A 17019-nucleotide genomic window follows, 5' to 3' on the forward strand; every position below is an offset into this window, starting at 1 on the left:
CTAGTCCTCGGCCTTTTAATCTATTGCTGCAATAGCTAAATCTGAAACATGTCAAAAAGGAGTATGAATATGATAACAAAACGAATGTTTTTATGGCTTCTGGCTATTCTCAGCCTAGGAATTTTCCAACCAATCACTGCATTAGCTGATGAATCACAAAAGCTGCCATCAGGTATAGAGCGCAGCCAAATTGGGAAGAAAATCCAAGACTTTGTCAAGGAGCATGAAAAGACAACAGCCGGTATGACAACGGCAGTCTTTGACAAGGACGGTACGATTTACCATGCCAACTTTGGATATACGGACAAAGAAAAAGGCATCAAAGTGGATGACAAAAGCGTCTTTGAATGGGGTTCTGTGACCAAGTTGACTGTTTGGATCTCAGTCATGCAACTCTGGGAAGAAGGCAAGATAGACCTAGAAACTGACATAAAAACCTATCTGCCAAAGGACTTTCTCAAGACTCTTCGCTACGACAAGCCTATTACCATGCTGGATCTGATGAATCATCAAGCTGGTTTTGAAGAGTCTGGTGCGGCCATGAACTACCATGACATCAGTATGGAAGAATTCCTAGCAACTAAGCAGCCTGCCCAAATCTTTGAACCCGGCACAAAGACTGCCTATTCGAACTACAGCGCGGCTTTGACCGCTTATATCGTGGAGCAGGTTTCCGGTCAGAGCTTCTCAGACTATGTCTATAAGCATATTTTCCAGCCATTGGACATGGATAAGACAGCTATCCTACCAGGCTTTACAGATAATGATTATGTGCGCGAAAAGCGGAAGGAAGACAAAGGCTACAGTACAGAAGGACAGTCTCTTGGAGCATCCAACTTCTACATGGACATCTATCCGGCAGGTCAGGCCGCCGGTACTATGGCAGATTTCCAAAAATTTGCCCAAGCCCTCCTGAGTCAGGACAAACTATTTAAGCGGAAGGAAACCTGGACAACTCTTTACACAGCTAGCTCCACCTATCCTGGCACGGATATACCGCTTAACATGCATGGCTTCTGGACCCAAGAGTACGGCACGACTCTTGTAGGCCATGGAGGGAATACCGACGCCTTCTCCTCCAATATCCTGCTTGACTTGAAAAACGGCATTGGTTATGCCGTCATGACCAATCAATCCCAAGAGCAAATCTATAATAGCGAGATGCCCCAGCTGATTTTCGGAGACAAGAAAAAGACTGATAAAACAGCCTTTAAAAATTTTCAGCCTGGCTTTTACCGCAAAGCCCGATACTTCGAGACTGGGCCGATATCCATTACCAGAGGATTTTTATACACCAGCTACGCCCCTAAAAGCGCAGACAATCCTCTCCTCACTCAAGGATATGCAGTTCTTAGCCATGCGAATAACCAAGAGACTATCACAAATGCCTACGGAGATAGCTACAAGATTGCGGACATTGAGATCTACAAAGACTATGCCATGTACGCCTTATTCTTTGTCGGGCTGGTCTATGCTCTTATCAGTCTTGTCATCAGCGGAGTGGCAGACCTGATTCGTTTGATCAGAAAGACACCTGCCAAGGCTCCAGTAGATTTAAAAATCTGGAATTATCTGACCTCGCTTACTATTCTCGCCGTTGGATTCAATTCTTATCTCATCTTTACTGTTATGACTGTCAGCAAGACTGGTATCATGCAACCTTGGCGCTATATGGTCTTCGCTGGACTGGGAATTTTACTGCTAGCAGAACTCCTCTATCCTTGGATAGTTAAGGCCAAAAGCCGATTAAGCAAGGGACGCCTCTTCCTGACAATCCTAACCAGCCTAGCTGCCCTCACCATCATAGCCAACATTCTCTATTGGTCGCTTTATCAGTGGTGGGTGCTATAAAAAAGATATTCGTTGCTTTCGAGTGAGATGCTATATCACTCGCTACTTCTCTACAAGAAAGGAAAACAAACATAACTCTAGCACATTTTCAAGAAAACCTACGCAAATACGCTAAAATTCTAGTTACTTATGGTACCAATGTCCAGCCGGGACAAACGGTTGCTCTCAGTATTGATGTTGAGCAGGCAGAACTGGCCTGTAGCTTGCTGCTTTTTCCTAAAATACTATACAAACAAACTAGGTTGGAAATCCAGCCTAGTCTTTTTGTATTCTCTTTTGATAAAGGTAGGAAATCAAAGCTAATCCCATCACTCCAAAACCAATCAGAAGAAAGGAAAGGGTGTGGACACTCGGCAGAAGAGTCATCAGAAAAGTCGCAGGAGGCATGAAAAGAATTGCCAGCGTGTAGATCGTTGAGAAAACGCGGCCTAGATACTGCTTGTCCACCTTGGTCTGAACCTGGCTGAAGAAATGAATGTTGAACACAGTCATAAAGAGCTCACAGATAAGATTACCAGAATAAGAAAAATATGGATGAACCGGTAGCAAGGCAGAGACGCCCATGACTGCTACTCCGACACCAGTCAATAGCAGGGCTACAAGTAAGTTGCCCATACTGGCCTTAACCTTGCTGGCTAGAATGGCTCCGATGATTGAGCCTATAGCACCCAAACTCAGAATAGTTGCATAAGAGCCTGCCTTTTCATAGAGCTGATTAGTAAAAGGCAATAGATAATTAAAGGCCGCAAAGAAAAAGTTGACTGCAGAAGCTACCAAGAGCAGAAAGAAAATTTCTTTTTGCTGACGGATATAGACTAGCCCTTCCTTTATATCTCTCAGGATATTGCCAAGATTGATGGGAGACTTCTGCTTGCTTGGCTCATGATTAGGCAGAAAGTAAACCAAGGCAAAAGCCAAAAAGAAGCTAAGAGCATCCAGCTGAAGGGTCACGCGCAAATTTGCATACTGCATCACGATAAAAGATAAAACTGGGGCTGAGACACTGATAACCTGCAAGGCCAATTCCAGATGAGAATTGTAGGTTACAATGTCTTCCTTGTCCACAATTTCCGTAATATAAGACTTATTAGCTGGTCGAGAAAAAGCAAAGGCTATAGCCTGAACCACATTAGCAAAAATCAGCGCTCCAATCATGAGCTGGTCATTTGAAATAAAAGAAATCAGCAGACAAAGACCAGCACAAATCAAGTCCGCTACCATCAGCACCTTACGTCTGGAAAAGCGGTCCGTAATAGCTCCCCCCAAAGGATTGAATAAGATGGAAGTAACTAGCTCTGATATCTGATAAATGCCCAAGACCGTCTGTCCCAGAGCTCCCAAAGAAGCAAGCCAGATACTATTCCCATAATCATAAAGCATATTCCCAATTTTATTAATCGCAGCTCGTGTAATCAGCTGTGCTGCCTGTCGATTCATAAAAATACCTCCTTCCATTTCTGAAACTATTGTATCAGGAATGGAGGGAGGTTCTTTATTTTTCCCATATTTGGGAAATTATGCTTTTACAAACTTATCGAAATGCTCTTGATAATAGGCGACTTGCTCAGGTAAATTCAGCACTTCAAAGATGTGCATGGCTTCCTGCATTTGCTTGATTCCCTGCTTCTTCTGTCCCTTCTGATAAGCCGCAAAACCCTTGAGATAGAGGAATACATTGCGTTCATAGAGTTTGATGCCTTTGCCAATGATTTTCTCTACATAAACCTCAAAATAACTAGCCTTATCAAAAGAACGACTTTCCAAACAGTGCTGGTAACAATTGAGAGCTAAAATCAAGACCAATTTCTTATGGCGACCGATTTCTTTGTAGTAGTCCTCTCTCTCCATGACTTCCCTGCCCAGACGGTAGACGTAGCCCACATCATAAAAGCTATAGAGGTTTCCAAAGAGGATCAGCTCGTACATGGTCCAATCTTCCACTTGGAAGAGATAATCAGCCACCTTATCTAAATCTTCTTGCCTCATGTGAAACTGACTGTCTCGCTGACAAATCAAGCCCTGAAGCAAAATCCAATTCAGCTCATAGTAAAGAGGCGCACTGCTGGCCTTGGCCTTTTCCAACTGCTCCGCTTGCAAGTCTTGAAATCCCTTGATGTCATTTGAGTAGTAAAGAGGGATAATTTTACCCATCATGGCCACATGCTCATGCTGCTGGAAATTCCGTGCCTTGTCTATAAAATTTTCAAGGGTCACATGAATATTATCTAAGAGATCTAAAAATTTCGAGAGGGTCATGTCCGACTCACCCAGCTCAAAACGAGACAGCTGAGAGGTCGAGCAAACCTGACCGGCTGCTTCCTTCAAAGAATAATGTCCATTTAAACGAAAATCACGAAAAACTTTGCCTAAATCTTCCATTTGTTTACCACTTCAATTCTTTTAATTGCTGTTCTGCTTCCCTAGTCGCTTCTTTCAAAACTACCTTCACCGTCCCTTGTTCGGATTTTATTTTCGGATGAGACTTTTTTCGTCAAAATCTTATCGGCTGAAAATCGGAAAAGGCAGATTCTGCTAAGAATCCTGTCTACTTTTCTCTATTACCCATACCAATCGTTCTTTTTATCTGTTTTTTAATAAATCCTTGTGTTTTTTTTAAATATTTTTTTCCATACCACTCTTCTACAGTTTTCCCTTCCCACTCACGGTATTCTTCGGGATATTTCCATTTGTAGAAAGCTTGTAAATAACTAGGAAATTCGATGTAGATTAACATAGCAATCACAGCAATATTTATGATAATCCATGTTATCAAAAGACCTAAGCCTTCCAACGAAGTTGAAAATTTTATGGAAAAACTCTTTATAATAAAGTTTATAATTACTACAATTCCCAAAAAACTCATTCCATAAATCGCTATCTTATTGACAGTTTTATTGCGAGGAGAAGAGCTACTTCCATTACCATACATCAGTTTTTTAAGACTTTCAATTTCAAGGCTAAACATAAAATAGGCTAATATAAAAATAAAGACAAAAATTGCAGCGATCATCCAAACAGATAAAGTTGGTAATGACATATCAATAGCTAGCAGGTTAAATTCAAAACTAAGCCAAATTAAAAATGTGATTACATGAAAATGATAACGATAGGGTAATAAATAATTTCTTGTAATAAACTTTCCAACTAAGACAATGAGTAACCATATAAACAGGAATATAACATATACTTCAGCTGACAATAAGGGAGTTTTAGATATAGAAACAACTAAATCTTTTGGGTTGGAATCATGTAGATAAATAGAAATTACTAAAAGCATAAAATTTAAGCTTATCGGAAATATCAACGCCAGAATAACACTCTGAATTTTTAATCCTATAGAAGGATGGCCTTTTCTATAATACTTTTCTAATTTGCTATAGACATCTTTTTTCTGATACTGTACAAACCCATCATCTTCCAGATTCAAACTCTCTTCAAAACTAGCATTAAAAATAGATTTTTTAGTCATAACTTGGATTACCAATCTTCTTTTGTATTAGTTCAGGGTGTTTTTTCAAGTACCTCTTCCCATACCATTCCTCTACTGACTTACCTTCCCATTCTCGATATTCTTCGGGATATTTCCATTTGTAATAGGCTTGGAGAAAATATGGTAAACCTATAAAAACAATTATTGCAATCACCACAATATTAGCAAAGACCCATAGAAGTAAAAAACCAAATGCTTTCATGGAATTTGAAATATCTACAGTAAAGCTTCCGAAAATATATTTTATAATAATACCAATCCCTAAAATCCCCATGCCGTAAATAGAAATCATTTTAGCAATCTTATTACGAAAAGTCACTTGTCTATCCTCATCATACATAAGCTTTCTTAATCCTGTTAACTCCATACTAAACATCATGTAAGTGAAGATCATTATTACTCCATATATAGCAATAATTTCCCAAAATGCTAAATTTGCTAATAGAATGTCAAAAACGATTAAATCAATTTCCAATAAAAACCAAAGCATAAATGTAAAAACATGAAGCTGATAGCGATATGGTAAAAGATAAGTTCGTTTAGTAAATTTTCCAAGAATGACTAAGAACAGCCAAATAAGAAGTAAAATCAAAAAAACATTTACAGTTAATGACTCGTGCTTAGATATCGGAAGAGTCAGGGTCTTACTCTCATGAAATTCCATAGATACAACAAGCAACATAAAGTTAAATCCAACAGGAAAAATTAAACCTAAAATAAAACTTCTAATTCGAAACCAAAGAGATGCTCTCCCTTTTTTAAAATAGTTAGACGTTTTATCATGCTGCTCTTGCTGCAACTTTCGAAACCCATCATCTTCCAGATTTAAACTCTCTTCAAAACTAGCATTAAAAATAGATTTTTTAGTCATAACTTTGATTTCCAATCTTCTTTTGTAATAGTTCAGGGTGCTTTTTCAAGTACCTCTTTCCATACCATTCCTCTACAGACTTACCTTCCCATTCTCGGTATTCTTCGGGATATTTCCATTTGTAATATCCTTGAAGCATAAATGGAAATATCAGAAAACTTTCTAGCAGGACAAATAACAAGTCACCTACAAACCAAATAAACAAAACACCTAGGGTATCCAACATAAGGCCTACCGCATGGGGAAAAATCAACCTAAAAATGAGTAAAACTACAATAATTCCAAAACCATATTTGAAGATAAATGTAGCCACTTTATGAAACAGTCTCCCCAGCCAGTCTTGTTCGTCTTCTTGTTTGCCATATAGCATTGACAGTAACGAAGTTCGCCTGCTTCGGACGATAATGCAGCACATAAGCCCAAACAAAACAAAAAAAGAATTGCTCCGGTCGCTTTTATCGTACTATACAAAAATGTCAGTAAAAATAGATTCATTTCGATAATCAACCAAATTAGGAATGTGACAAACATATGAAATTGTCCCCTATATATAAGGATAAATTGCTGAGAAAAGCGTTTCCCAAAAAGAATCAGTAAAAGCCACAAGAGTAAGAAAATAATAAATAGCCAGTTGGGCAAGAAATTATGAACCGATGGCAATAGAGGAGAATCCTCAGAATGATGATAAAGGTAATTGGTTAAGGCTGTTATAAGCCAATTGGGACCGATAATGAAGACAACTGTTAAAACAGTCAACCATACATACGATTTTGTTGTACCTCTGTATTTCTCTTTTTCTTGAGCAGATGCTAAATTTTTATTGGAAAATTCTCCTGAAATGGGATCGTCCTGTAAATTCAAACTTTCTTCAAAACTAGCATTAAAAATAGATCTTTTCTTCATTTTTTACCTAAAATACCAATATATTTCCTATTCCATACGATGTCCAGAAATTGCTGCCATAATGACCACACCTTCATAAGGGTTCAAATAATCTTTCACTTTGGAATTTATAACAGCAAAACTTTTCAAAACTCATATTTTCTATTATGAAATTTTATTGTATCTATTCTTTCTATATCTTTCAACAGCCATAAACCATCTAACCATATTGTTTTGCCATAATAACAGAACTGCTGCAGCTGGTAAAATACCCATAAAGCTTAAAGTGATAATCTCACTGCCGATAGGTGTCCCTATCATATTAAAAACTAGAATAGATATGACTAAAATTGGACCAATCAGTCCCATTAAAGCCATAAATACTGTGAAAATCCAAGCGAATATCTTCTTGCCAAGAGTAACCTTCTTATCGCCAAAATTACCCCAAATAAGATTAGTATCAACTGCCCGTCTAAAATTTTCTTTACTGGTTGGCTGTGCCAACTTAACATTCTTATAAAGGGCTCGCTCTACTATGACCAGCAAAAGAGTACCTTCCAGAAACCAAACAATTAGAAAATAAACCAAAGTACCATAGCCATAGACACCACCAAACAATCGTGTCTCAGGAAAAAGCTGCATCACACCACTAAAAGCAATCAGAAATGATGTAATTAAAATGATTTGTTTCCGATTGCCACGCGATGCCTCTGTATTCAATAGTTTACTTTTAGGAGCTGCTAAGGGGTCTCTTGGCTTTTCTACATTTACATAAATAGCCTGACCATCACTTTCCCCTATATAAATAACTTTCCTAAAAAACATCCTTCATCCTTTCCTCTCTATATACTAACAATTAAAACAAGTCAGGTTGATATAGTTCTCAGCACTTTCTTTTCTTCCTCTTTTTAAACTGATAATAAATAAAACTCCCCGTAGCATCCAAGACAATCGTATAGCCAAAAATTCTTATAAACCATATTAGCCAAATCGGACTATTTTCAGCATCTATATGCAATAATTGCAAACAAGCAATAATACCAAGAAATAGAATAACCTCTGCAATCAAACGAGGCTTAGTCTTTTTGAAATCTAAAGTTTTAAAAATGCTCTGATTATATAATTCTTCTGGTACTTCTTCCCAATAAGCCTTATCTTTCGCTCTCAACTTAAGTAAATATCCGACTTCAACAATGAGTCTCGAGAAAGCTGATATAAACACTAGATTACCAAAAATACCTAATATTTGCTTATAATAGCCGGTCATCCAACCAACCATCATTCCCCCAAGCAAGGTAGCTCCTAGAATTATCCAGATAGAGGGTTTACTATAGACACTCGAAGCAGCAACATAGTTGGCATTAGTCCGTTGCTCGGAAAAGCCTGTTTCTAATTGTTTCTTTAGCCATCTTACATTATAAAGGATTAAACCCAAAAAGAGAAGCAGAGAACTAAGCCCAAAAATAATGGTATATATAAAAGAATTTCTCAATAAATTATTAGTGAGTACAACAATAACATAATCCGTTAAAACTAATGACAGAAGTAATCCATTAATCATTGCAAAAAGCATGGCTGTACCAAAAAATTGATGCCTATAAATCAATTTTTGATTGAAAGAAATAACTTGACATATCAGCATAAAAAGAAGGCATACAAAAAGAAATAGGAATATAAGATTAGAAAAGGGATTCAATTTGAGTTGATCTTTTATAAAATAATACACATGCGACAAGGCAATACTTAAGGCAAATATCCCAGACCAAGCCAAGCCAAGCATCCCAACGGAAGCGCGTGTCGCGCCTAATCCTTGAAAATAGTCCTTGTTTAATTCTTTTGGTCCTAAATCTCTATTTTTTTCACTCATTTTCTACCTCAAAAAATTTAGTCTCTGTATCTTTGAAAGTAATTGTTAATTCTGCTCCACATACAGACATTACATGGACTGTTTTCAAACGGTTTATGATAATCGAACAAATTGGTAACATTGGGCTATTATTCCCAATTTTCATTTTCTAACTCATCATTTAATTCATTTATAATTTTATTATTTATAACAGTTTTAACTATGCCATTCCATATAATATTTGGAACCAAAGAAAGTAATATAACAAGTATAGTTAATTTTATCATGAACTCTATGATTGTACTTGGCATAAAATAAAACCAATAAACAAAAGGAATAACTGCAAAGACAATAAACAAAAATACTAAGATGTTTGCAAGATAAGGTGTTTTTATCTGTTTCAAAACATCATTATGTTTTAAAGTTATATCGTGTATAACTTCAAAATATTCTTTCTGGACAGTACTACTAGGAGCTTCAATCAAAGGATAGGTATTTCTAATTGAAACCATCCATAATTCAAAAGATATAAACAACCAAATTCCTAAGATCATAGGTAATAGAAAACTAAAAAGACCGAACTCTTTTTGAGGAACAATGTAATTATCAGAATAACCAGCGATAAAAGCCATAATCGGGACAATCAAAAATGGCGAAGACATCCAAGTTAATCTGCTAATTTTCTTAGCTATGTTTTGGTAATTCCCTATGCTTTCCTTATCGAGCCTTCTCCAAACAATATCTCCTGATAAAAGATAGTACTCTGCAGCTAAACCTGTTCCTTTTAAATTAGTCCCCATGCCATTATCAACAGCAAATAATAATCTTATCTTTTTCACAATGGACAGCTCCATATTAGCTTTTTAGACTTAATATTTCGATCTAGTTCTTTATTTCCATTACTTCCTAAAGGTAATAATTTTTTACTCATTTTCTTCTCCATTCTCTTGTGTTGTTTCTTCTTCTAGCTTGCCGCTTTTGACCAGCTTTTTATAATATCGTTTGCTATACCACTCTCTATCTGAAATCTTTAAGTAAGATTTATACTCTTCCGGGAACTTGTGGATATAGTAGGCTTGAAAAATGTGTACATTCATAAGAAAAGCCGCATAATAACCGCCAATGACAAACCAAACCACCAAAAATAATCCCAAAATATAAAAATACCAATGGACCGGTAGTTGATTCATTAGATGATAGACCAGTGATACCGGAAAGAGAACTACCATCGTTCCGACTGTAATCGTCATAACTTTCTTAAGAATTGACTTTTCTTCTTCATCGTTCAGTCTCCTTTTCAGATTCTGGATACTATTCATAATAATCCAGAAAAAGAGAACGATTCCTAAGACGAACTGAAACCAGAATCCCACCAATGTATAAGCATCGTAAGCTACCGCACTGGCAAAGTAAAGTATCGATATAAAAGCACAAGTTAACCCAGCTGTATAGAAAGGAAAGTAAGTCCAAAGCTGACTGCTCAAGCGTTTCTTGGGCCAAAAAACAGGAATCACCCCCACAAGAAATAGTAAATAAATACTAAGATTGAAGGGCTTTAAAAAAGAACTTATGCTATGAATTAACATTCCTGCCTCAACCGAAATATAATGAATATCACTATCTGCACCTATCAACTCAGGCATCCCCATTAAAACACCATAAGTTAGAATCCCAAAAAAGAAAAATCCAGCAATAATAACTGTAAAGAGGCGATTGATGATCCCCATATGAATAGGATTTGGCATACCGGCTGTTAAGGCAAACTTTCCGTTCGTTACGATTTTCTTACTTCGTTCAAAGTCTGCACCGAAAATACTGATTTTTTTCATTTTTAATCTCCTAATTTCATCTTATCTAAAGTCTAACTTCGTTTAAGGTCTTCCATTTGAGGATAGGAAACAAATTATGTTACCAAACAGCAACTGTCGCAACAACTACTCCTCGCTCCGTTAAAGATATAGCACTTGCTTTCTGCAATTCGACTGTTTTACCTAACACCTAGTTACAAGTTTCGTTCTCTGTTTCTTTCTTAAAACGAACTTTCCCTTTACTGTATAGCTTCATAATCTTTACAAAACGAACTGGATTGTTTTGATTATAAAACAAAAAGGGCGTATAGAACATAAATCCGGCTATCCAAAAATCGTAATTGGTCTAAATAGGCTGACCAAACTTTTGAGTATAGCCGTAAAAAACAAATACTAAATATATATCAGCAGCAATTATTATGTAGCGAGCAATTCGATAGATTGTTGAAGATGATTTAGCTGGGTCAAAATTCTCGTCACCCACCATCAAATTATGGGAAGCTGCATAATAAAACACCTTCTCTGTTGTCGGCTGAGCCTTGCGAACATTTTTATAAAGCCCTCGTTCAAGAATAGCGACCATTAACAGAAACTCAGCCAACCAAAATAGTAGGATATAGGTCAAACTGGTCCAGTTATAGACACCAATGGACAAAGCTGAAAAGAATCCGAAGACCGCAGGTCCACCTGCTATCAATAGAATCACCAATTCAGGAATATAGGCATTGGTCTTACGTGCTCCTTCAGTATTGAGTAGGAAACTTTTGGGAGCTGCTAAAGCCTCTCTAGTCTGCTGGTCATAATAGACTGCCTGACCATCACACTCGCCAATAAATACTCGACGACGTCTAAGAAAAAACATTCTAACCTCTTTCTAATTACTTATTGAAGTTCTATTACTAAACTTTATAATCTCTACTGCTTCACTGACCTTTATTCAATTTCAAATCAGCTAAGACCGAGCTTTATAATTATGTAGCTCTTTTGTCACGATAGCTCCATCCGGTCCGACGCTCACTTCTAGATAGACAGCTGGATCGTCATCGTCTCTACATACTACTCTTAATTTTCCAGACTCAAATTTTTCTGTTATGTCCAAAATACCAGAAATATTATTCTGATTATATATAACAAAAGCAATTCCTAACAAAAGCCCTGCAAATATAATCTTAAAAATCTCACCTCCAATTGGTTGCCCCCAAAAACTGTTGAAGTGGAAAATAAAATCATAGATATAGTAGAAACCCACTGCAGGAATAGTGAACAACAAAGCGTTAAATAAATAAGTATTATTGCGCTTCTCTTTTTCGCTCAAGTTCTTTTCTTTTAAATCCTCTGAATCACAAATAGTAAAAAGGCTGACCGTTTGAGTAGTCACTTGCGCTCTATTGATATTTCTATACAAGGCACGTTCTACAAGGATAGTAACAAAAGCAAACTCTCCTAGCCAAATAAGAATAACACTCCAAAAAGTAGTCATGCTATAAGTTCCTTGTAAAAATAGACTAAAGAAGGAAGAAATGCCACTTCCGCTAGCTATAAAGAGAACAACTAACAGAGGAATATGCCGATTCATCTTATTTGATTTCTCTGTATCTAATAGTTTACTCTTTGGCGCTTCTAAAACTTCATGGGTCTTACGATCAAAATAAATAGCTTTGTCATAATATTGATTCAAATACATACGCCGTCTTCTAAAAAACATTCTAACCTCTTTCTAATTACTTATTGAAGTTCTGTCACCAAACTTTATAATCTTTACTGCTTCACTAACTTTTATTTAATTTCAAATCAGCTAAGACTGAGCTTTATAATCATGTAGCTCTTTTGTCAAAATAGCTCCATCTGGTCCAACACTCACTTCTAGATAGACATCTGGATCGTCATCAGCTCTACATATCACACTAATTTTCCCCTCCTCAAACCGTTGTGACAATTTCAAGATTCTAACGAAATTATTTTGATTGAACACAACAAAAGCAACTCCCAACAAAAGACCTGCAAATATAATCTTAAAAATCTCTCCTCCAATCGGTTGCCCCAACAAGTCTTTAAAGCGGGAAATAAAATCATAGACATAGTAGAAACCTACTGCTGGGATGGTAAATAAGAGTGCATTAAAATATAAAAAAGCACCTTTACTAAAACCTTTTTCCGTCTTTTCCTCTTCGTCTTGATTTTCGTCATCCGGATAAATCATAGTAGTCAGACAAACTGTTTGAGTTGTCACTTGAGCTATATTGACATTTCTATACAAGGCTCGTTCTACAAGGAGAGTGACAAAAGCAAACTCTGCTATCCAGATAAGAATAACACTCCAAAAAGCAGTCATACTATAAGTTCCTTGTAAAAATAGACTAAAGAAGGAAGTAAGTCCGCCGCCGCTAAACATAAAGAAAACAACTAATAAAGGAATATGCCTGTTCATTTTACTTGATTTCTCTGTGTCTAATAATTTGCTTTTTGGCGCCTCTAAAACTTCGTGGGTCTTACGATCATAATAAATGGCTTTGTCATAATATTGATTCAGATAAAAACGACGTCTTCTAAAAAACATTCTAACCTCTTTCTAATTACTTATTGAAGTTCTGTTACCAAACTTTATAATCTCTACTGCTTCACTCACTTTTATTTAATTTCAAATCAGCTAAGCCCCAACTTTATAATCATGTAGCTCTTTTGTCACGATAGCTCCATCCGGTCCGACACTCATTTCTAAATATACATCAGGATTATCGTCAGCTTTACATACTACACTCAGTTTTCCACCATAGAATAAATCCAATATATCAAAACTCTTGGTAAGATTATTTTGATTATATAATACAAAAGAAACACCTAGCAAAAGTCCAGTTGCAACAATTTTAAATATCTCTCCTCCAATAGGATTACCTAACAAGTCTTTATAATTAAAAATAAAATCATAGGCATAGAAGAATCCAACCAAGGGGACTAGAAAAATCAATCCTTTTATCAAGCGCGTACCATTTCTATTCTCTTTCTTGCTCAAATCCTTCTCCACCTTTTGTTCTTCGTCCAATGTCTCCATAATAACCAAACTAATTGTTTGAGAGGTAACTTCTGCTCTATTGACATTTCGATACAAGGCACGTTCTACAAGGATAGTAATGAAAGCAAACTCTGCTATCCATATAAGAATAACACTCCAAAAAGTTGTTATGGTATATGTTCCATGCAAGAATAATCTAAAGAAAGAAATTATTCCTCCTCCACTAGACAAAAACAGGACAACTAAAAGAGGTATATGCCGATTCATCCTGCTTGATTTCTCTGTATCTAATAGTTTACTCTTCGGTGCCTCTAAAAGTTCGTGGGTCTTACAATCAAAATAAATAGCTTTATCGCCATATTGATTAAAAAACATACGACGTCTTATAAAAAACATATCTCTCCTCATTTCTAATTCTTATTCTAGTTCTGTCAGCAAACCTCTGTTCCAAAAACTGAATTAGCCAACTTTTCCATTCAACATCTGTACTGTAGAAAAATTCTTATTTTATATTCCCAAACTTATTTTGTACTTGCAATATAAGCTAATTTCTCAATTCTCTCATGAATCGTTTCTACATTCAAATTTTCGCGAAGATATTCACAGAGCATTCCATTTTCATAAAAGATTTGCTCTGAAAGCTGACCTTTTGGTGTATCAGCACACTGAATCATAACAATACTGAACACTCCACCAGGACCGGTCTTCTCAATTGCATTCCCCTCAAAATGATAGGTGAAAGCCCGAAAATAAGAACCTTTGTAATCACCTGAAATTACATAGGCAACTTTTACTAGATTTCCACGACCAAATGGATAATGACTAAAATTAGCGTATTTTGCTACATAAGGATTCTGAAAAAGTTTCAGTGTGAGGTCATTACTTGTTTTTTGCTTGGAATAATCTCTGTAATAGTCATTACCTTGTGCTTTGTCAAATTGATAGCCGTGCTCGGAAGCGAAGGCTTGGTATACTTTATTCTTTTTAGCGGAATGACTAATCGCCCAATAAACTATCCAACCTACGAAAGCAAAAATTACTAGCATTAAGACAATAAAAATTATTACAAAATCCATCATTTTCTCCTATTTTTCTTAAATAAAACGATTCAGTCATCAAAATCTTTAGTAATACGATAACTGAACCACATTGAATATCAATTTAATTTTTCCTGTAAGCTCTAAGAAGCTCATTTCCAACGGAAACTAGGCATTTTTGCGTAGGTTCGATTGGCTCCTCCTAGACTTTCTCCGCCAATTCTTCCCATTCTAGTATGGCTTCTTCTTGGGCAGCAGTCAGCTGGTCGATTTGCTGCTGGCTCTCCATGAGTTCGGTGGCGTCATTAGTGGCCTGCATAGCTTCCTGTAGCTGACTGATCTGGCTGTCCAAGTCCTCGATTTGCGCTTCCAGTTGTTCTAGGCGACGGGCCAGACGGCGCTGTTCTTTCTGGTTTTCCTTTTGAAGCTGATAGTCATTGGCAAGGACAGGCTTATCAGAATCAACCTGCTCCGTCTCCTCACGCAAGGCTTCCTGCTCTGCCTTTTTCTCCAGATAGTAGTCATAATCACCTAGATAAAGGGTGGAGCCTGTTTCAGAAAGCTCGATAATCTGAGTGGCCACGCGATTGATAAAGTAACGGTCATGGCTGACAAAAAGCAGGGTACCATCAAAGTCTATCAGGGCATTTTCTAGCACCTCCTTGCTATCAATGTCCAGGTGGTTAGTCGGCTCGTCGAGGATGAGGAAGTTGTTGTTTTCCATAGACAGCTTAGCTAGAAGCAGGCGCGCCCGCTCTCCACCTGATAGCATGCCAACAGACTTTTTGACATCGTCTCCCGAGAAGAGGAAAGCGCCTAAGCGATTGCGAATCTCGACCTCCGGCGTCAGCTTGAAGTCATTCCATAGCTCATCAAGAATCGTATTGCTGGCAGTCAGTTTGCTCTGGATCTGGTCATAGTAGCCCACTTCCACATTAGCCCCCAGTTGCTCCTTACCTCTGATGAAGGACACTTGCCCGATTAGTGATTTAATCAAGGTCGTCTTTCCAATCCCATTTGGCCCGACAATAGCTACCGCATTGAACTTGCGAATGTCCAGGTTAATCGGCTCTGACAGGACTTCCTCGCCATAGCCAATAGCTGCATCTTCCAAGGTCAGAACAACATTGCCCGAAACTTTATCGGCTTTGAAGGTCATATTAGCCGAGCGGCTGCCGGTCTCCGGTCTGTCCAAACGCTCCATCTTTTCCAGCTGCTTACGACGGGACTGAGCCCGCTTGGTTGTGGAAGCCCGAACCAGATTGCGATTGACAAAGTCCTCCAGCGCAGCGATTTCTTTCTGTTGCTTTTCATAGTTCTTGGCTTCAGTGGCCAGCTTCTGCTCCTTTTGGACCACAAAGCTAGAGTAATTGCCCACATAGCGATCCAAGGAATGCTTGGTCAAGTCCAGCGTGATGGTCGCAACCTTGTCTAGGAAATAGCGGTCGTGGCTGACGATGATTAAGGCACCGCTGTAGTTGACTAAGTAAGTCTCTAGCCAGGCAATGGTCTCAATATCCAAGTGGTTGGTCGGCTCGTCCAAGACCAGCAGTTCTGGCTTTTCCAAAAGCATCTTAGCCAGAGCCAGACGGGTATTCTGCCCGCCTGACAGCTCAGAAATCTTCATCTGCCACATGGACTGGTCAAACTTGAAGCCATTCAAAATCGCTCGAATATCGGCCTCGTAGGTAAAACCACCTTTCTGGCGAAAGTTCTCTGACAGCTGGTCATACTGGGTCATGAGAGCAGTCAGATCTTCCCCTGACAATTCTCCCATTTGCAGCTCCATCTGCCGCAAGCGCTTCTCTTGCTGACGCAGACTATCAAAGACCAGCAGCATCTCGTCGTAGATAGTGTTCTCTGACTCAAAGCGGCTATCCTGAGCCAGATAGGACAGAGACAGGTCTCGTTTTTTATTGATTTGACCAGAAGTAGGCTCTTCCTCTCCCACCAAAATCTTGAGCAGGGTTGACTTCCCAGCTCCATTTTTACCAACGAGGGCAATCCGATCGCCCTCATCCACCTGCAGGTTAATATTGTCAAAAAGAAGCTCCCCTGCAAAAGAGCGCTCAATCTTGCTTGCTTGTAAAATAATCATAAGACCATTATAGCAGATTTCCAGAAGCACAGCTATCAGAATTCAAGAGAAAGCGAACTCAGCTCCCCAAAAGAAAAAGAGAGTGGGACAGAAATCGGTAATTCGTTAGAATTCGATTTCGTCGTC

The 17019-nt window shown here is 37.9% G+C and carries 16 protein-coding genes and 2 pseudogenes; 2 read left to right on the top strand and 16 right to left on the bottom strand.

The features are described 5' to 3' along the window. Positions 1-63: 63 nt before the first annotated feature. Together RYK49_RS04450 and RYK49_RS04455 are read left to right on the top strand one after the other, a co-directional pair. On the top strand, positions 64-1851 hold the full coding sequence (locus RYK49_RS04450) for a serine hydrolase (protein ID WP_314830310.1): 1788 nt from the start codon (positions 64-66) through the stop codon (positions 1849-1851). Positions 1852-1922: 71 nt separating this feature from the next. Beyond that, positions 1923-2048 (top strand): annotated as a pseudogene (locus RYK49_RS04455) (aminopeptidase); the annotation flags it as partial. 58 nt (positions 2049-2106) lie between these two features. On the opposite strand, the gene RYK49_RS04460 reads toward RYK49_RS04455, so the two are convergent. The 16 genes and pseudogenes from RYK49_RS04460 to RYK49_RS04535 all read right to left on the bottom strand — a co-directional run bounded on the left by RYK49_RS04460 (position 2107) and on the right by RYK49_RS04535 (position 16893). After that, a complete protein-coding gene (locus RYK49_RS04460; RefSeq protein WP_314830309.1) occupies positions 2107-3288 on the bottom strand; it encodes an MFS transporter in 1182 nt (393 codons plus the stop codon). A 78-nt stretch (positions 3289-3366) separates the two neighbouring features. Beyond that, positions 3367-4230 carry a MutR family transcriptional regulator gene (locus RYK49_RS04465; RefSeq protein WP_314865005.1) on the bottom strand — a complete coding sequence of 288 codons (864 nt, stop codon included), beginning with the start codon at positions 4228-4230 and terminating at the stop codon, positions 3367-3369. A gap of 166 nt (positions 4231-4396) precedes the next feature. Continuing rightward, positions 4397-5320, bottom strand: a complete 924-nt coding sequence (locus RYK49_RS04470; RefSeq protein ID WP_314830307.1) for a hypothetical protein — start codon at positions 5318-5320, stop codon at positions 4397-4399. Then, positions 5313-6212, bottom strand: a complete 900-nt coding sequence (locus RYK49_RS04475) for a hypothetical protein (RefSeq protein WP_149566395.1) — start codon at positions 6210-6212, stop codon at positions 5313-5315. The genes RYK49_RS04470 and RYK49_RS04475 overlap by 8 nt, the downstream gene beginning before the upstream one ends. Next, positions 6205-6525, bottom strand: coding sequence for a hypothetical protein (locus RYK49_RS04480; RefSeq protein WP_314865010.1), 321 nt, complete (start codon positions 6523-6525; stop codon positions 6205-6207). The genes RYK49_RS04475 and RYK49_RS04480 overlap by 8 nt, the downstream gene beginning before the upstream one ends. Continuing rightward, positions 6483-7115 (bottom strand): hypothetical protein, encoded by a 633-nt coding sequence (locus RYK49_RS04485; protein ID WP_314865012.1) that lies wholly within the window; start codon positions 7113-7115, stop codon positions 6483-6485. Before RYK49_RS04485 ends, RYK49_RS04480 begins: the two co-directional genes overlap by 43 nt. A 144-nt stretch (positions 7116-7259) precedes the next feature. Continuing rightward, positions 7260-7919 carry a hypothetical protein gene (locus RYK49_RS04490; protein WP_002902718.1) on the bottom strand — a complete coding sequence of 220 codons (660 nt, stop codon included), beginning with the start codon at positions 7917-7919 and terminating at the stop codon, positions 7260-7262. A gap of 58 nt (positions 7920-7977) precedes the next feature. Beyond that, positions 7978-8961: a hypothetical protein gene (locus RYK49_RS04495; protein ID WP_399555369.1), complete on the bottom strand. Its 984-nt coding sequence runs from the start codon at positions 8959-8961 to the stop codon at positions 7978-7980. 128 nt (positions 8962-9089) lie between these two features. After that, the gene (locus tag RYK49_RS04500; RefSeq protein WP_314830305.1) at positions 9090-9794 is read right to left on the bottom strand and encodes a hypothetical protein; all 705 of its coding nucleotides are present in this window, start codon (positions 9792-9794) and stop codon (positions 9090-9092) included. Positions 9795-9863: 69 nt separating this feature from the next. After that, positions 9864-10769 (bottom strand): beta-carotene 15,15'-monooxygenase, encoded by a 906-nt coding sequence (locus RYK49_RS04505; RefSeq protein ID WP_314830304.1) that lies wholly within the window; start codon positions 10767-10769, stop codon positions 9864-9866. Positions 10770-10938: 169 nt separating this feature from the next. Further along, positions 10939-11610 (bottom strand): annotated as a pseudogene (locus RYK49_RS04510) (hypothetical protein). Positions 11611-11700: 90 nt separating this feature from the next. Continuing rightward, positions 11701-12432: a hypothetical protein gene (locus tag RYK49_RS04515; protein WP_314830321.1), complete on the bottom strand. Its 732-nt coding sequence runs from the start codon at positions 12430-12432 to the stop codon at positions 11701-11703. 111 nt (positions 12433-12543) lie between these two features. Continuing rightward, positions 12544-13305 carry a hypothetical protein gene (locus RYK49_RS04520; protein WP_314865014.1) on the bottom strand — a complete coding sequence of 254 codons (762 nt, stop codon included), beginning with the start codon at positions 13303-13305 and terminating at the stop codon, positions 12544-12546. 90 nt (positions 13306-13395) lie between these two features. Further along, entirely contained in the window at positions 13396-14133 is a 738-nt protein-coding gene (locus RYK49_RS04525; RefSeq protein WP_314865022.1) for a hypothetical protein, read from the bottom strand. A 146-nt stretch (positions 14134-14279) separates the two neighbouring features. Further along, positions 14280-14837, bottom strand: coding sequence for a hypothetical protein (locus RYK49_RS04530; RefSeq protein WP_314865016.1), 558 nt, complete (start codon positions 14835-14837; stop codon positions 14280-14282). Between the two features lie 160 nt (positions 14838-14997). Then, positions 14998-16893, bottom strand: coding sequence for an ABC-F family ATP-binding cassette domain-containing protein (locus RYK49_RS04535; protein ID WP_314865018.1), 1896 nt, complete (start codon positions 16891-16893; stop codon positions 14998-15000). Between the last annotated feature and the right edge of the window lie 126 nt (positions 16894-17019).

Origin of the sequence: uncultured Streptococcus sp. (assembly GCF_963525625.1) — a bacterium.
Lineage (GTDB): Bacteria > Bacillota > Bacilli > Lactobacillales > Streptococcaceae > Streptococcus.

Excerpts from the sequence above, each read along its gene's own strand:
- RYK49_RS04450 (WP_314830310.1), top strand. The coding sequence starts at position 64 with ATGAATATGATAACAAAACGAATGTTTTTATGGCTTCTGGCTATTCTC.
- RYK49_RS04460 (WP_314830309.1), bottom strand. The coding sequence starts at position 3,288 with ATGAATCGACAGGCAGCACAGCTGATTACACGAGCTGCGATTAATAAA.
- RYK49_RS04465 (WP_314865005.1), bottom strand. The coding sequence starts at position 4,230 with ATGGAAGATTTAGGCAAAGTTTTTCGTGATTTTCGTTTAAATGGACAT.
- RYK49_RS04470 (WP_314830307.1), bottom strand. The coding sequence starts at position 5,320 with ATGACTAAAAAATCTATTTTTAATGCTAGTTTTGAAGAGAGTTTGAAT.
- RYK49_RS04475 (WP_149566395.1), bottom strand. The coding sequence starts at position 6,212 with ATGACTAAAAAATCTATTTTTAATGCTAGTTTTGAAGAGAGTTTAAAT.
- RYK49_RS04485 (WP_314865012.1), bottom strand. The coding sequence starts at position 7,115 with ATGAAGAAAAGATCTATTTTTAATGCTAGTTTTGAAGAAAGTTTGAAT.
- RYK49_RS04490 (WP_002902718.1), bottom strand. The coding sequence starts at position 7,919 with ATGTTTTTTAGGAAAGTTATTTATATAGGGGAAAGTGATGGTCAGGCT.
- RYK49_RS04495 (WP_399555369.1), bottom strand. The coding sequence starts at position 8,961 with ATGAGTGAAAAAAATAGAGATTTAGGACCAAAAGAATTAAACAAGGAC.
- RYK49_RS04500 (WP_314830305.1), bottom strand. The coding sequence starts at position 9,794 with ATGGAGCTGTCCATTGTGAAAAAGATAAGATTATTATTTGCTGTTGAT.
- RYK49_RS04505 (WP_314830304.1), bottom strand. The coding sequence starts at position 10,769 with ATGAAAAAAATCAGTATTTTCGGTGCAGACTTTGAACGAAGTAAGAAA.
- RYK49_RS04515 (WP_314830321.1), bottom strand. The coding sequence starts at position 12,432 with ATGTATTTGAATCAATATTATGACAAAGCTATTTATTTTGATCGTAAG.
- RYK49_RS04520 (WP_314865014.1), bottom strand. The coding sequence starts at position 13,305 with ATGTTTTTTAGAAGACGTCGTTTTTATCTGAATCAATATTATGACAAA.
- RYK49_RS04525 (WP_314865022.1), bottom strand. The coding sequence starts at position 14,133 with ATGTTTTTTAATCAATATGGCGATAAAGCTATTTATTTTGATTGTAAG.
- RYK49_RS04530 (WP_314865016.1), bottom strand. The coding sequence starts at position 14,837 with ATGATGGATTTTGTAATAATTTTTATTGTCTTAATGCTAGTAATTTTT.
- RYK49_RS04535 (WP_314865018.1), bottom strand. The coding sequence starts at position 16,893 with ATGATTATTTTACAAGCAAGCAAGATTGAGCGCTCTTTTGCAGGGGAG.